This is a genomic window from Bacteroidota bacterium (assembly GCA_016718825.1).
GTDB lineage: Bacteria > Bacteroidota > Bacteroidia > J057 > JADKCL01 > JADKCL01.
The window spans coordinates 115,731-130,542 of the sequence record JADKCL010000016.1 but is presented as its reverse complement, the minus strand read 5'-3'; the positions used below and the strand labels follow the sequence as shown (position 1 = coordinate 130,542).

Below are 14,812 nucleotides of genomic sequence, written 5' to 3'. Positions count from 1 at the left end.
TGAAGCGTGAAAGGAGAGAATGAAATGCCTTAACGATCTCCCTTTGGATCGGCGCCCGGCTTTCTAACATCCTTTTCTTTTACCTCGGGCTCCTTGCTTTTCAGGCAGCTCTCCTCTGGAACGCGGGTAAAAGTTTGGTTGGCTTCCATCATATAGATACGGGCGGGTTGGCCGCGTTGTGCCAAGTCGCTGAAAATCACGTCCAACGTGTTGTTGCTGTTGTCGATCGTGAAGTTGCAGTCTTTGGCTTTGATATCAAAGTCTTTAACCTCAGGGTGTTTGGTGATTTCTTGGCGAATCAGTTCATAGTCGGCAGGCGTGCGGGCACTGTCCATGAGCAAGGTGATGCTCGTCAATGTGACACGTTGCAAAGAGCCATTGCTTTGGGCCGCCAACACCAATGGCAAGCAAAAAACAGCCAACAAAAGAAGCTTCTTGAAGACACGAAAATTCAACATGGTTCAATCAATTAAACTTACATGATTACCTACGAGGTATGAAGTTAATGATTTTCTAAGACACTGCAAATTTTCGACCTTTCAAGGATTGGTGAGATTTCCTCAAAATGAGCCTATAACTTTCAGTAAGGCCTGATTTTTCAGTAGAACCACAGGCTGTATGTTGACAAATTGTAAGAAGTAACCAGAACCAATCCAGAATACTGAACACTAGTCTTTTTCACACAATAACCAAAGTGCAAGAATCGTCGGATGCGCACCGCTGACAGATTGGTACCTGTCCTTCCGCCAGCCGCCATCGGGTTGTTGTGCTGCTATCAATTCGGAGACCCACTCCTCCGGGGTTGTCGCGCCAGCAGCTGCCAACAAGGCTGCAGCTTCGATGCGCAAATCGATCCATTCGGGAATGCGCTTTGCAAGTTCTGCATTACGCTGCACCAGTTCCCGTTTGAGCGTTCCTAAATCTGCAACAGTGAAGCAACCTTGTTCCTCCAGCCAATTGCAGGCCAACAAAGCATGGGTAAGCCGGTAGTCACCTGCTGCCATTTCTCGTCTCAAAACCGGAAAATATGTAGCCGAATCAGGTTTCAGTACATCGCAGTACAACGCTACCAAAGTGAAAACATCCTCTTCCTCAGCATTTTGCAGCCTATCTCTTTCTATCCGAAATGCCGGATCAATCAACCGCTGAAACAAGTTCATTTGTTCAAGGATTCGCAAGGCAGGTGGATCACCAATCCGGCGCAGGCTGTCTGACATAGCTTTGTTCTGTGCCTGCATCGGCAAATCGGCCCATCCGAATTTGGGTTGTAAATAGCTGTAGAGATAGACAATGTCCCATTCCCAGCGGGACTTGTTCAGGAAATCGAGTCCTGCAGCGATGGCCTCGGCTTTGGTTCGATTGGCAGGTAAGGATGGGACAGATGGTTGCGTTTGGGCTCCAGAATGCGAGGGCGTTGGCACTACAGCCGCAACCTTTGGTGCCCTGCAGGAAACCGCGAGCATGGAAAACATAGCCAGATACAAGACGAGGTAACGCAAGAATTCCGCAGCATTCGATTACAAACGCAAGGCAATTTAGGGAAATTTTGGTGAATGAATCGATCACGAAATGGCCTTCTTGAAAACAATCAGCCCCGACCAAACGATCGGGGCTGATGCGAATTCATTCAAATTTCATCCCAAGGATCATTGATCCCACCAGACTTTGCTGGTGATGGAGACGCCACATTCGGCACAATTGGTGCCATTGAAGAGGCGCTCTGATTGTGGATAAGGCAAACGACGTGGGATCACATCGCCCGTGACGTTGCCAGCGCTAGGAATCAACACCGGAAATCCGGTGCGGCGCCAGTCCGTAAAGACTTCAGGATCCAGGTACATCGCAATGTATTTCTGTACCATGATCATTTCCAAGGTCAAGGAGCTGGTCGTTTCGCTCAAGACATCCACGGTGAAGGCCGAGTCGGCAACCACGCCATGGCGGCTGAGGGAAGCATTGATGCCATCGTTGTACGCTGTCAAGGCGCGTGGAGCATCACCCGTCTGAAATGCAGCCTCCGCTTCGATGAACTGCTGCTCCATGTACGAAACAAAGAAGTAGGCGGCATCAGGCTTGGTGAAATATTCGCCCAACCAGCCGTCGCTATCGTAGTAGGAAGCCAAACGTGGATCGTTCAATGCGGTCATCGTGTCCAGAAGGAAGCCTTCAAACAAGATGTCTGCACGCTGATCGTTGTATTGGAACCAAGGCGCGGAGGCAGTGTATTCTGCACCGAAGTACATGACACCGTCGTCTGCGGAGGAACCGAAGCTCTCTACGCCTTCCGTACCCAAAGCAGTCAGAACATTCGCATACTTGCTCGGATCCTTTTTGCCCAAGTGCAGGTAGGCACGTGCGCTCAGCACGTTGGCAAACTTGTCCCATTGGGCCAAATCACCACCATAGACCAAGTCTTCCGCACCAGGTTCGGTCACGGCAAATGTCGGGTCCACCAACAGTGCCTTGCCTTGTACCAACAAAGATTGGATCGAGTCGTAGATCGCAGCTTGCGTATCATACGTCGGTGTCAAGTTGTCCAAACCCTGGAAGGCTTCGGAATAAGGAATGTCACCCACCAAGTCGGTAGCTGTCATCAAACCGTAGGCCATGAGGATTTTGCCGATACCGGCATAGTGTGGCTGCTTTGCGGCATTCGCATTGTCGATCAGATTTTTCAGGTCAAACATCGCACCACCGTAGTGGTTGAACTGCCACCAGTTGTCGGTGTCGGTTTCTGTGATCGAATAGACCTGATAGGTGGCAAACTGACGGTCTGCGCCGTAAATCTGATTGGTGAGCAAGGAGGTGAAGCGGGAGATATCTCCAGCCATTCCGTAGGCATATTCCACCTGTGCGCTTGGAAGCAACACGGTGGGAGTCACGTCAGTTGGGCGCGTCGGGTCGACGTTGACGTCTCCAAAGTATTTCTCGCAGGAAGTCAGGCTGGCCAATCCAAGCACTGCAACGAGAGGTAAATATCTTAGTTTTTTCATGACGTTTTCAGCTTAGAAGTTGATACCAAGGCGCGCAGAGATCGAACGGGTATTTGGCATATTGAAGTAGTCCAAACCTTGTGCATTGACAGAACCCATCAGGTTGGTTTCTGGATCGATGCCTTCATAAGGTGTGATCAACAACAGGTTACGACCGGAAATGCCGACATTCAACCCAGCGATGGGTGTTTTTTCCAACAACTTGGTTGGCAAGGAGTAGCTCAGGCTCACTTCGCGCAAACGGATCCAAGAAGTCTCCTGGATAAATTGCTCTGCAACGTTGCCAAAACCACCACCATTGGTCAGATACCATTGCTGGTTGCGGTTGACCACGACGTCGTTGGTTACTGTTCCAGCGTTGCCGTTTTCGTCCTGCAACACGAGGTTGCCGTCGCCGTCCAAAGTGCCTTTCACGCCTTCGAAGGTATAGTCCACATCGCGGTCTTCCGTAACTTTAGACATACCGAAATTGGCCAAAGCACCGATGGTACCGTTCCACATTTGGCCACCTTTGCGGAAGTCAAACAAGATGTTCAGGCTGATGCCCTTCCATGTAAGCGTGTTGGAGAAACCGCAAAGGAAGTCTGGATTGGGGTTGCCGATTGCCTCTTCTTTGCCGGATTCGATGGGGAAGCCGTAGAATGCAGAGGTGCTGTCGCTTTCGATGACGAGGTTGCCGTTGGCATCGCGGAGGAAGGTGCCACCGTAGATTTGGCCATAAGGCTGACCTGCAACGTTGCGTACGGAAGAGCCTTCAAATCCACCCAAGAAGATGTTGTCGATGCCTTCAGGCAAGGAAACAACCATGTTCTTGTTGCGGGTGAAGTTCACCTGCAAATCCCAACGGAAGTCTTTGCTCTTCACAGGGGTTGCATTCAACGTGATTTCAAAACCCGTGTTGCTCACTGTCCCGGCGTTCATAAACTGATTGGTGTAGCCCGATGAACCTGCCACAGGAATGGCCAGAATCTGATCAACTGCACGTGACCGGTAGAATGTAAAGTCAACACCGATGCGGTTTTTGATGAAACGCAGGTCAGTGCCGATTTCGATCGTGTTGTTCTTTTCTGGACGCAATGCATTGGATCCCAATACGTCATCCACGGAGAAGCCAGCAACACCGTTATAAGGGAAGTTGACACCTGATGTCCATCCGTCGCCGACAAACGTTCCGCTGAAATACTTGCCTAATGCATAAGATGGTGCATCGTGGCCCACGGAAGCGTACGACAAACGGATTTTTCCATAAGGAAGAATCTTGTTTTCGGTCATTCCCAAAGCCTCCGTCACCACAACGCCCAAGTTGGCAGAAGGGTAGAAGAAGGAGTTGTTCGCGGTGGGCAGTGTGCTCGACCATTCGTTACGACCGGTCAAGTCCAAGAAAATCCAGTCGTCGTAGGAGAGTTTGGCTTCTCCAAAAATAGCGGCAGTCCTCTTGGCGTCGTAGACGTAACGGGAAAACGTGCTCGAAGCATTCGAAATATGGTTGAAGTCAGGAACCACAAAACCGTCACCTTGGGTGTAGATTTTGCTGTAAGACTTGGAAAACAGGTTATTACCAACCAGCAACGAACCAGAGAGTTTCTCGGTAAAGTCGCGTTGTGCAGTCACCCACAAGTCACTGTTGATGTGGCGGTAATTGTGCTTCTCGTAATATATGCGACCTGCTGGCGCAGTATTTGACCCCAACGCCAACACTTGCTGTCGTTCGTCACTGTAGGTATCAGTACCCACGCGGTAGAAGACATTCAACCAATTGGTGACGTCATACGATACGCTGGTAAATCCATAAATCCTGTTTACCTCATCGGTATAGGGATTCTTGTTGATCGTCCAGTAAGGGTTGTCGTAGCCGCCACCACCACGGTAGTTGCGCTGTGTACCATCGGTGAAGATATAAGCTGCTTCGTCTTTTGGATCGGTGACGCCATTGGAGTTGTCAAATGTAATTGGTGTGCGAAGCAAGCCCAGCATCAAACCGGAGGTATTGGATCCCATTTGAACCCTGCGACCACCCGAATTGGAATAGCCAACAGAGGCAGCAGTACGCAGGCGACTCGTCAATTGCGATTCGCCCGCAAACTTGGCCGTAGTCCGTCCCCAGGAGCTCAAGGGTACGATACCTTTCGTATTGGTATTTCCAATCGAGAAACGGTAGGTCGTTCCAGCATTGCCACCTGAAAGAGAAAGCGAGTTGTCCGTCGTCAAACCAGTCTGGAAAAAGTTCCGGTAATTATCATAAGGTGTAACCGCTTCTCGGGCACTCGGATCATTGGAGCTGACGATGGCTCCGTGGTTATCATAGATGTAGGGATTATTGGGATCTGGAGAATTGTTATCCCAAGACAAGGTGTCAATTGCAGCGCCCCAGCTATGCGAACGCCCAGATTCAGGACCTTGGTATTGACCCAAAAAGCCTTGGCTGAACCGCGTTTGGTTTTCTGGCAACTTGTTGACTTTGTCCCAAGCCATGCTCGTATTGAAAGAAACGGCGACGCCTTTTCCTTTCGTATTGGAGCCTTTTTTGGTGGTGATCAAGATCGCACCGTTGGCGGCTTGGATACCGTAAAGCGCTGCTGCAGCTGGACCTTTCAACACCGTGACATTTTCCACGTCATTGGGGTTGATGTCGGCAGCACGGTTGGACTGGTTCACACCTTCAAGAAGGTTGTTGTCCCCATTGTCCGGGTTGCCACCCTGATTTTGGCTGTTGTCCATCGGTACACCGTCGATCACAATCAATGGCTGGTTGTTGCCAGTCAAGGAAGACGATCCCCGGATGCGAATGAACGAGGCAGCACCTGGCGAGCCTCCCGAGCTGATCACCTGTACGCCTGCGACTTTCGCATTCAGACCATTGATCATGTTGCTTTCGCCGGAACCGGTGAGGGCGTCACCACCCACAGTCTGTACCGAGTAGCCCAACGCTTTTTTGTCGCTTTTGATGCCGAGAGCCGTTACAACGACCTCATCCAGCATCAAAACATCTTCTTTCAGGCTGATGTCACCTCCGCCGGGCAATTCCGTGGTGGCGTAGCCGACATACCTGAAAACCAAGGTCGTTTGGGCGTCCTTGACTTTGATTTCGTACTTACCCTCCGGGTCCGTGATTGTACCGTTGGAAGTTCCCTTCTCAAAAACTGTAACGCCAGGCATCGGGTCTCCCGTCAGCTCTTCTTTTACAGTTCCTTTGAGGACTTCTTGCGCGTACATGAATGTCGCTGTGAATAACAGCAGACAGACTGTGGCTAAGAGTTTTCTCATACTTTTGATTCCACTTAAATGATTAATAGTTGAAAAATTGAATAATGATTATAAATCCACTTAATACAACGTTAACATTTTGTTAGGAGAATTCCATGTTGACACACGTTTTCTTTAAAGGTTCACCGTCCAAAATTGGACATTGGTCCTCCAATAGGAAGCTTTGGTCGATCGCAACGCAAAGGGATTCACTTGTAATACAATGAAATCCCGTCCTCCAAAGAGACATTCGAAAGGCTGATCCCAACTTATCTCCGCATTGTGTAATTTGCCGACGTTTTGAAAGGTTTGCACATACTTCAGGTCGTCAATCGTGTCCCATGGCCCCTCAATGATGGAGGGAACATTGCCACGTACAATGTGACAAGACTTTTGCATCGCGCGGGACACCGCGTCGAATTGGCCTGCCTGAACACGCTCAAGCATCGACAAGATCCTTCGTTGCTGAAAGAAGTCACTGCGGTTCACGCAGTCGACATCGATACCACCGTTACCTTGAGCGGAGCCGCCAAGGGGCTCATTTCCCGGCTACCTTATAATGTGTCCCGTTTTCTTTCCCAGGAATTCTCAGACAAGCTGCAATCGATTCTGAAAGGAAACGATTTTGACCTTGTACAGCTTGAAGGCAGCTATATGAGCCTGTATTCGGCTACGATACGCAATGCGACCAAAGCGCCGATAGTACTGCGCAGCCACAATGTCGAATTTCAGATTTGGGAGCGGCTTGCAGCCAATGAACCCAATATTTTCAAGCGAACTTATCTCCAAAGCCTAACCAAAAAGATTCGCGCATGGGAGCTTGCCCACCTGCACGACTACGACGCGATCATCCCCATCGCAAGCCAAGACACGGAATTTTATCGGCAGCAAGGATTCAAGGGCCCGATTCGCACCATCAACGGAGGGGTCGACCTCGACACCTTTCATCCCAAATCTCCAGTCACCCATAATTTCAAAATTGGCTTCCTTGGAAGTCTGGAATGGATGCCCAACGTCCAAGGACTGCATTGGTTTCTGGATAAGATTTGGCCGCAATTGCTGGCAATAGATGCGAGATTGGAATTGCATGTGGCCGGAAAAAATCCTTCGGAGGAACTGAAATCCTTGAAAGTCAATGGAATGATCTTTCATGGCGAAGTTCCGGATGCGCCCGCATTTTTGGAAAGTTGCCATTTTTTCATTGTGCCCTTGCTTTCGGGTGGTGGAATGCGCCTGAAAATCATCGAAGCCATGGCCATGGGACGTTGCGTCGTTTCCACAACCATTGGTGCCGAAGGCATTGATTGCAAAATAGGCGAGGAGATCCTTTTGGCCGACGACCCCGCGGATTGGGTGACCGTATTTCAAGGTCTGCTTGCTGATTCGGCGAATTCGGTGGCTGTCGCGGAGGCGGGAATGGCAGCTGCCCGGCAAAGGTTCAGCTTGGCTGCTGTGGGCTCGGCATTCGAAGCGTTTTATCAGGAGGTGCTGTCATGAAAATATTGGTGGCACTTTCCCGATTCCCGTGGCCGCTCGAAAAAGGCGACAAACTGCGGGCATGGTACCAAATCCAAGGATTGGCCCAAAACCACGAAGTGCATTTGATTTGCCTCAGCGAACACGCAGTTTCCGCCAATGACCTTGCCCAACTGAACTTCTGTGCCTCGGTACAGGTGATTCAGCAAGGAAAACTCAAAGCCGGATGGAATTTGCTGGGCGCATTTTTCAACCGCTTGCCGTTTCAGGTCAATTATTTCCGTTCGCAGCGGATGAAAGACGTGATCGACGCGACCATTCGCCGGGAAAAGATCGAAGCTTGTTTTGTGCAATTGATTCGGTTGGGGCAAAATCTCCCTTTTGAGCATGTCAAAGTCCATTGGGTGCTCGATTACATGGATACCTTTTCGATCGGCATGTCGCAGCGGATTGGCGAGGCGAGTTTTCTGATGCGACCCTTTGTGAAGTCGGAAGCCAAGCGCCTGCAAGCCTACGAAACCAAAATCGCTGCACAGTTTGATGAACTGATCATCATCAGCGACCGCGACGCGGAGGGATTGGCGCCATTGTTGCGTTCGGAAGTCCACGTGATTCCCAACGGCGTCGGCGAATCCTTTTTTGAGGACTTGCCACAACCCGATCAGCGCGATTTTGATTTGATTTTCTTCGGGAACATGGGCTACCATCCGAATGTGCAGAGCGCCAAGTTTCTGGTCGAAGAGGTTTTGCCAATTTTGCATGCTCGAGGTTTGAAACCGAAAATCTGCATTGCCGGCGCGCGCCCTGCGAGCATTATCAAATCCTGGGAAAGTCCCGATATCACGGTTACCGGCTTCGTGGCAGACATTCGCGAATATGTATTGCGCAGTAAAATTGCCGTTGCGCCGCTGGTAGGTGGCCAAGGCCTCCAAAACAAGCTCCTCGAATCCATGGCCATGACCATGCCGACGATTACCTCGGGACTTGGAAATGCCGGACTCGGCGCCAAGGCAGGGGAGGACCTCCTCGTTTGCGAAGACGCCAACAGCTTTGCCGATGCTATTCAAGACTTGCTCGCGCATCCTGAAAAAGCTGCTGCGATTGCTGCCAATGGCCGCAAGTTTGTCGAAGCCAACTTCCGCTGGAAGGCGATGAATACGCGGTTGGAGGCCATCTTGACGAATCGGAGATGAAATTTGGTTCATCACATTTGCTAAATTCTCGTTTGCGATTTCGTGTGAAGTTTACCATCACTTTTTTGGGGCTCATCGGCTTACTTTTTCCGAAGGTGATCGGGCAAACGAGTCATAAGGAATTGGCTGACAGTATTTTGAAAGCTTTTGACTTGCCTGCTTTGGGCTACGCTGTGATTTCAGCGGATTCAATTCTGGAAATGGAGGTTGTCGGTGTCAAACGACTTGGATTTCCAGATTCGGTCACGTTGCAAGATCATTTCAGAATCGGTTCGAATACCAAGGCCTTCACTGCTTTGATGGCAGAATTGATTGTCAGTACTGGCAAAATTAATTGGGACACCAAATTCTTCGATCTCTTTCCAAAGTGGAAAATCCATTCGCAGGCAGCCTATTATTCACTCACTTTGCAGGATCTGATCACGTTTCGCAACAAATTGCCCATGTGGACCTATTCATTTCCAGAACCTAAGCCTTCTCTGATAAAGGGCAACGCAGCCCAACAGCGGATAAATTTCGGAAAATGGTTGTTTCAGCAGGCAGAAGAGGACCGTGGAAGTCCATGGAATCATAGTAATCTAGGCTATGTCGCTGCAGGACTGATGTTGGAAAAGGCCACCGGCGATGAATTTGAGCGACTAGCTGCAGACCTCGGTGAATTGCTTCAAATCAAAATCGGATTTGGGCAACCCAATGCGACTGATTCTGCGGCTGTTTGGGGACACAACGCAAATTTGAAGCCCGAGGCTCCGGCTCAGAATGTGCGGCTAAATTGGCTCATGGCCGCAGGAAATATTCAAATCTCCTTGCCAGACCATGCTGCATTTCTCCAGTTTTTCCTCCGTGGAATGAAAGGAAAGGCAATTTTGTTGAACAAATCGCGGTTCGAACACCTTCTGTTTGGAGCGCCAGATTTTGCCTTTGGCTGGTTTTGGGAAATCAATGAAAATGGCGAACCGATCGCCCACAATTTGGGAAATCCAGGTAGTTTTTTGAGCCGCGTCCTGATCAATCCAAGCCGCGACCGCGCCTACATCGTGGTCACCAATTGCATGACTGACCTGAGCTATGAGGGGACGGAACTCCTCATGGATCGCCTTCAGGATTAAGTATGCTGCTGAAAATTGAGTTACAATTTATCCCTGAGAATCAACACGCCCACCGAACCGACAACCACGCCAATCACCCCGCCGATGGCGAAGCTTTTCCATCTTGCACGACGCACCTCGCGTTTGTGCTGCTTGTTCAAGTCATTTAATAAGGTGTCCATCCGATTCACCAACTTGTCATTTTCCGTTGTCGATTGCTTGAGCAGTTCGGCGTACTGATGGTTATTGGCAGCAAACCGGTCGATGGTGGCATTGGCCGAATCGTTGGCCGCCTTGAGCGTCGCTGAATATTGGTTGGCCAAAGCGAGCTGCTTTTGAAGATTGTCAAGCACCTTTTCCTGACCGTAGACAATGCCGCGACTTAGGTTGTATCCTTGAGAAATCTTGTCGTAGTACCGCTCCCCAATCACGACAAACCGTTCGCAAGGAATGCCGGTGACGTCAAATCCAATCTTGGAAAAAATGCGGATGTAGTTGGAATCGCATTGTGCCGTCTCCTGTCCAAACATGGCCAACGGAGCAAGGAATAGCAGCAAAAAGAGTAGCTTTTTCATGTTCTTGCCTCCGTTAATTGCCTCTTGGTAGTTGATCAATGGTCGGAATCGAATCCGGCGCGCCGGAATTGGCAAATTGATCGTTCAATTCAGTCAATTGCTTCATCAAACCGACGTACTGCGTTCTAGCAGAGGCGATTTGTCCAGAAATCGCAAGCAGTTTGCTTTCAAATTCCTGTTTCACCGATGCGTAATGCGCCTCGGCATTGGCCTGACTCGCCGCCAAGGCGGTGGCAGCAGCCTTGATTTCTTGGTTGCGGGCATCAAAATCCTTCAACGTGGACTTGATCTCGTTCAACGTATTTTCAAAGGATGGCTGATCGGGACCCGGCTTCGGTTTGAAAAGGAATTGCAACAGCACAATTCCCACCAAAACGATGATGATGATGTAAAATCTGACTTTTTCTCCCATGTTGGTTTTCCAGGATTTCTGATTCCATCGACAAGTTAATCACAGTCCCCGAAAAATCAAGCGGCATCCGAAGGGCAAATTACATTCGAATGGCAAACCCTTTCTTCTCAAATGAGTTAATCCTCCAAACGCGCATTAGGAAAGCAAAATTTCTATCTTTGCAGCATGTCAGGTATCAAAGTAGATAGCATCGAGGCGGCGATTGAGGACATTCGCCAAGGCAAATTGATCATCGTCGTGGACGACGAAGACCGTGAAAACGAAGGCGACTTCATCATTGCAGCGCGTCACGTGACGCCTGAAATCGTGAATTTCATGGCCACGCACGGCCGCGGACTCATCTGCATGTCCCTCCCCGAGGAGCGCTGCGAGGAGTTGCGCCTCGACCTCATGGTCGGCGCGAATACGGCTTTGCATGCCACACCTTTTACGGTTTCTGTGGATTTGCTGAAGAATGGCGTCACAAGCGGCATCTCGGCATCTGACCGTGCCAAAACCATTCAGGCGCTGATTGATCCGACTTCCAAACCGGAAGATTTTGGACGTCCCGGGCATATTTTCCCGCTGAAAGCCAAGCCGGAAGGCGTTTTGCGTCGTTCCGGACATACGGAGGCCGCGATTGACTTTGCACGCCTCGCAGGCTGTGAGCCCGCAGGCGCGCTCGTCGAGATCATGAATGCCGATGGCACGATGGCACGCCTCCCCGAATTGCGCCAAATTGCCGACCATTTCGGCCTCAAATTGGTGACGATTGCCGACTTGATCGAGTACCGCCTCGCGCATGACTCGTTGATCATCCGTGAGATTGGCATTGATCTGCCGACGCAAATGGGCAATTTTGACTTGATTGCCTACCGTCAGATTCATACTGACGAGATTCATATGGCCTTGGTCAAAGGCAGCTGGGAGAAAGACGAGCCGGTGATGGTTCGTGTGCACTCAAGCTGCGTGACCGGCGATATTTTTGGATCTTGCCGCTGTGACTGTGGCGAACAGCTCCAAAAAGCAATGGAAATGGTAGAGAAGGAAGGCAAGGGCGTCATTCTCTACATGAACCAAGAGGGCAGGGGAATCGGTTTGCTCAACAAGTTGAAGACCTACAAACTTCAGGAACAGGGATTGGACACCGTGCAAGCCAATTTGGAACTCGGTTTCAAGATGGATGAACGTGACTACGGTGTCGGAGCGCAGATTTTGCGTGATCTGGGCATCACGAAGATGCGCTTGATGACCAACAACCCCAAAAAGCGCACGGGATTGATTGGGTATGGTCTGGAGGTTGTGGAGAATATTCCGATTGAGGTAGCTCCGAATCCCCACAATGCACTGTATTTGAAGACCAAGCGTGAGAAGATGGGGCATTCGTTGACGGGGGTTTGAGTTGAACTTGTGTCGTTGGAACTCACCAGAATGCGGTTTGAGTGAAAACATCCCAGCGTCGTTGGCACTAACCGAAATGCGGTGTGAGTGAAAACATACCAGCGTCGTTGGCACTAACCAGAATGCGGTGTGAGTGCCAACGACGCTAGTTTTGACCGCCGATTGTTTACGTGTTTTTCGCCGGAGGCAAATGTTCGATCGGCATGCGGCGGGACGCCGCTGCCTCAACTTTTGCCGCTGCCTCAATTTGGACGACGCTGCCTCAACTTTTGCCGCTGCCTCAACTTTCAGCCGCTGCCTCAAGTCCCAAAACTTTCAAAGATTTTTGACAAGGTTGGCGCGTCCATGCGGTGCTCGCCGGTGAAGGTCCAAAACCGGGCGTTGGGTTGAATGGTGCGCAGTTTTTCCATTTGCTTTTCGGCGTCGGAGATCTTGATGAATTCGTCGTTGTCGCCCAAAACGAAATGGAGGTCGCAGTTTTTCAGTTTTTCTGCGGCTTTTTCGAGGGTATCCAATGGAAGACTGCCAGCCCAGAGAATGAGTTGATCGGGCGCAACATTGCCTTTCATGACCCATCGCCAAGCGGTAGCAGTTCCTTGGGAGAAGCCCAAGATGATGGTTTCCATAATATTGGGTGCTTGTTCCTGCACCATTGCTTGCAGTCGGTTTAGAAATTCGACATGGTCCTCAATTTCGAACAGGCGATCTTCCTTGGTCATCCAGGTGGCACCGACGCGATCCCATTTTCCGTCCAAATAAAAGCGTGAAAGGCCTTCGGGTGCGAGAATCACGGTTTCTGCATCCGCCAACGAATCAAAATGTTTGATAAAATAGCTAGCAAGCTGACCATACCCGTGCAAAGCAAAAATCACCAGCTTCGTTCCAGGGCTAAGCGTACCCAATTGGTAAAAACGGGCGGTTTTGGTGGTCTTGATCCTGTTTTCTGTAGCATCCATTCCCCGAAATTAGAACAATCTCCTGAAAGACATTCCATCGATTCGCCTTCATTCTCCTTGCCTTATCCCGCGGGTCTTCCTTAACTTCGCCCAAATTTTCGAAACGGATGAAAAGGATTTTGGTGATTGGTGCAGGCAGGTCGGCGACGACGATGATTCAGTATTTGTTGGATCATGCCGAATCTGGCAATTGGGAGGTGGTCGTGGGCGACATGCAGGAGGAACTTGCCTTGGAAAAGGTCGGCAACCATCCGCGTGGCAAGGGCATCTACTTTGACGCCACCGACGAAGCCGTTCGCAAGGAGCAGATTTCAAAGTCTGATCTCGTCATATCGTTGCTTCCACCGACGATGCACGTCTTGGCTGCGCATGATTGCCTGGCATTGAAAACGCATTTGGTCACCGCCTCCTACGTTTCTGATGAGATGGCAAGTCTGGATGCCGCCGCAAAGGCCGCCGACCTCATTTTCCTGAACGAAGTTGGGGTTGACCCCGGTATCGACCACATGAGCACGATGGAAATGATCGAGCGCGTGCGGGAGCAAGGCGGCAAAATCAGCAGTTTCCGCAGCTATTGCGGAGCCTTGGTCGCGCCGGAATGCAAAAACGAATGGGGTTACAAGTTCACTTGGGCACCGCGGAATGTCATTCTCGCGGGTCAGGGCGTGGCGCGCTACCGTCGTGACGGCGCGATCCGCTATTTGCCTTACCACCGTTTGTTTGAGCGCATCGAGGAAATCGAAGTACCCGGCACGGGGGTTTTCGACGCCTACGCCAACCGCGACTCCGTCAAATACCTCAAATTGTACAATCTGGAAGAAGTCGACACCTTATATAGAGCGACGCTGCGTTTTCCCGGGTACTGTCAGATGTGGAATGCGTTTGTACAAATGGGCATGACCGACGGAACGTACCGTCTTCCCGACAGCAAAGGCATGACCTACAGGGACTTTACCTTCAGTTTTGTTCATGCCCAACCTGGATTGAGCGACCGCGAAAGTCTGGCTTTTTTCCTCGACGAATTCCAAGATGGCGAAGTTTTGCGCAAACTCGAGCACCTGGATTTGCTCAGCGATCGCAAAATCGAGTTGGAAAATGCTTCACCTGCTGAAATTTTGGAGGCAATTCTCCTCGAAAAATGGGTGTTTGAACCCAACGACGTCGACATGGTGGTCATGCAGCATCAACTCGACTACGAATTGAATGGCATTCGGAGGAAATTGGTCGCCTCGATGGTCGACAAGGGACGCGATCAGCACCATACTTCGATTTCGCGGACGGTAGGATTGCCTGCAGCGATCGCGGCCAAGCACATTTTGGCTGGAAATATTCAGTCGCGTGGGGTGCTTATTCCAACGGTGAAGGACATATACGCACCGATCCTGCAGGAATTGGAAGATTTTGACATTCGTTTTACCGAGCAAGAATTTTTGGTTGCGGCACAAGCTGTGGTTTGATCCAAACAATTCTGTATTGCTGCTGTTTAGCCTATTCGT

12 protein-coding genes are annotated in these 14,812 nt (G+C 50.3%); 5 read left to right on the top strand and 7 right to left on the bottom strand.

Annotated features, from left to right (window positions below):
- Positions 1–29: 29 nt before the first annotated feature.
- The 4 genes from IPN95_18810 to IPN95_18795 all read right to left on the bottom strand — a co-directional run bounded on the left by IPN95_18810 (position 30) and on the right by IPN95_18795 (position 6,257).
- Positions 30–458 carry a hypothetical protein gene (locus tag IPN95_18810; GenBank protein ID MBK9451420.1) on the bottom strand — a complete coding sequence of 143 codons (429 nt, stop codon included), beginning with the start codon at positions 456–458 and terminating at the stop codon, positions 30–32.
- Positions 459–668: 210 nt separating this feature from the next.
- Positions 669–1,499 (bottom strand): hypothetical protein, encoded by an 831-nt coding sequence (locus IPN95_18805; protein MBK9451419.1) that lies wholly within the window; start codon positions 1,497–1,499, stop codon positions 669–671.
- A 147-nt stretch (positions 1,500–1,646) separates the two neighbouring features.
- A complete protein-coding gene (locus IPN95_18800; protein ID MBK9451418.1) occupies positions 1,647–2,993 on the bottom strand; it encodes a SusD/RagB family nutrient-binding outer membrane lipoprotein in 1,347 nt (448 codons plus the stop codon).
- 12 nt (positions 2,994–3,005) lie between these two features.
- Positions 3,006–6,257, bottom strand: coding sequence for a SusC/RagA family TonB-linked outer membrane protein (locus IPN95_18795; GenBank protein ID MBK9451417.1), 3,252 nt, complete (start codon positions 6,255–6,257; stop codon positions 3,006–3,008).
- A 288-nt stretch (positions 6,258–6,545) separates the two neighbouring features.
- On the opposite strand from IPN95_18795, the gene IPN95_18790 reads away from it, so the two are divergent.
- Genes IPN95_18790 through IPN95_18780 form a run of 3 tightly spaced genes read left to right on the top strand, consistent with a single transcriptional unit; the run spans position 6,546 to position 10,014 of the window.
- Complete coding sequence (locus IPN95_18790) at positions 6,546–7,733, top strand: glycosyltransferase (protein ID MBK9451416.1); 1,188 nt, start codon at positions 6,546–6,548, stop codon at positions 7,731–7,733.
- Positions 7,730–8,905, top strand: coding sequence for a glycosyltransferase (locus IPN95_18785; protein MBK9451415.1), 1,176 nt, complete (start codon positions 7,730–7,732; stop codon positions 8,903–8,905). The genes IPN95_18790 and IPN95_18785 overlap by 4 nt, the downstream gene beginning before the upstream one ends.
- Positions 8,906–8,949: 44 nt before the next feature.
- Positions 8,950–10,014 carry a serine hydrolase gene (locus IPN95_18780; protein ID MBK9451414.1) on the top strand — a complete coding sequence of 355 codons (1,065 nt, stop codon included), beginning with the start codon at positions 8,950–8,952 and terminating at the stop codon, positions 10,012–10,014.
- A 20-nt stretch (positions 10,015–10,034) separates the two neighbouring features.
- Here the strand turns inward: IPN95_18780 and IPN95_18775 are convergent, their stop codons facing one another.
- Together IPN95_18775 and IPN95_18770 are read right to left on the bottom strand one after the other, a co-directional pair.
- A complete protein-coding gene (locus tag IPN95_18775; protein ID MBK9451413.1) occupies positions 10,035–10,568 on the bottom strand; it encodes a hypothetical protein in 534 nt (177 codons plus the stop codon).
- Between the two features lie 13 nt (positions 10,569–10,581).
- Complete coding sequence (locus tag IPN95_18770; GenBank protein ID MBK9451412.1) at positions 10,582–10,980, bottom strand: hypothetical protein; 399 nt, start codon at positions 10,978–10,980, stop codon at positions 10,582–10,584.
- A gap of 165 nt (positions 10,981–11,145) precedes the next feature.
- Here IPN95_18770 and IPN95_18765 point away from each other — a divergent pair, with 165 nt between their 5' ends.
- On the top strand, positions 11,146–12,360 hold the full coding sequence (locus tag IPN95_18765; protein ID MBK9451411.1) for a bifunctional 3,4-dihydroxy-2-butanone-4-phosphate synthase/GTP cyclohydrolase II: 1,215 nt from the start codon (positions 11,146–11,148) through the stop codon (positions 12,358–12,360).
- Positions 12,361–12,659: 299 nt separating this feature from the next.
- Here the strand turns inward: IPN95_18765 and IPN95_18760 are convergent, their stop codons facing one another.
- Complete coding sequence (locus tag IPN95_18760; GenBank protein MBK9451410.1) at positions 12,660–13,316, bottom strand: phospholipase; 657 nt, start codon at positions 13,314–13,316, stop codon at positions 12,660–12,662.
- 107 nt (positions 13,317–13,423) lie between these two features.
- Between IPN95_18760 and IPN95_18755 the strand changes: the two genes are divergently transcribed.
- On the top strand, positions 13,424–14,773 hold the full coding sequence (locus IPN95_18755; protein ID MBK9451409.1) for a saccharopine dehydrogenase NADP-binding domain-containing protein: 1,350 nt from the start codon (positions 13,424–13,426) through the stop codon (positions 14,771–14,773).
- Positions 14,774–14,812: the final 39 nt, after the last annotated feature.

Coding starts and splice junctions, on each gene's coding strand:
- IPN95_18765 (MBK9451411.1), top strand. CDS start 11,146: ATGTCAGGTATCAAAGTAGATAGCATCGAGGCGGCGATTGAGGACATT.
- IPN95_18760 (MBK9451410.1), bottom strand. CDS start 13,316: ATGGATGCTACAGAAAACAGGATCAAGACCACCAAAACCGCCCGTTTT.
- IPN95_18770 (MBK9451412.1), bottom strand. CDS start 10,980: ATGGGAGAAAAAGTCAGATTTTACATCATCATCATCGTTTTGGTGGGA.
- IPN95_18785 (MBK9451415.1), top strand. CDS start 7,730: ATGAAAATATTGGTGGCACTTTCCCGATTCCCGTGGCCGCTCGAAAAA.
- IPN95_18775 (MBK9451413.1), bottom strand. CDS start 10,568: ATGAAAAAGCTACTCTTTTTGCTGCTATTCCTTGCTCCGTTGGCCATG.
- IPN95_18755 (MBK9451409.1), top strand. CDS start 13,424: ATGAAAAGGATTTTGGTGATTGGTGCAGGCAGGTCGGCGACGACGATG.
- IPN95_18795 (MBK9451417.1), bottom strand. CDS start 6,257: ATGAGAAAACTCTTAGCCACAGTCTGTCTGCTGTTATTCACAGCGACA.
- IPN95_18800 (MBK9451418.1), bottom strand. CDS start 2,993: ATGAAAAAACTAAGATATTTACCTCTCGTTGCAGTGCTTGGATTGGCC.
- IPN95_18810 (MBK9451420.1), bottom strand. CDS start 458: ATGTTGAATTTTCGTGTCTTCAAGAAGCTTCTTTTGTTGGCTGTTTTT.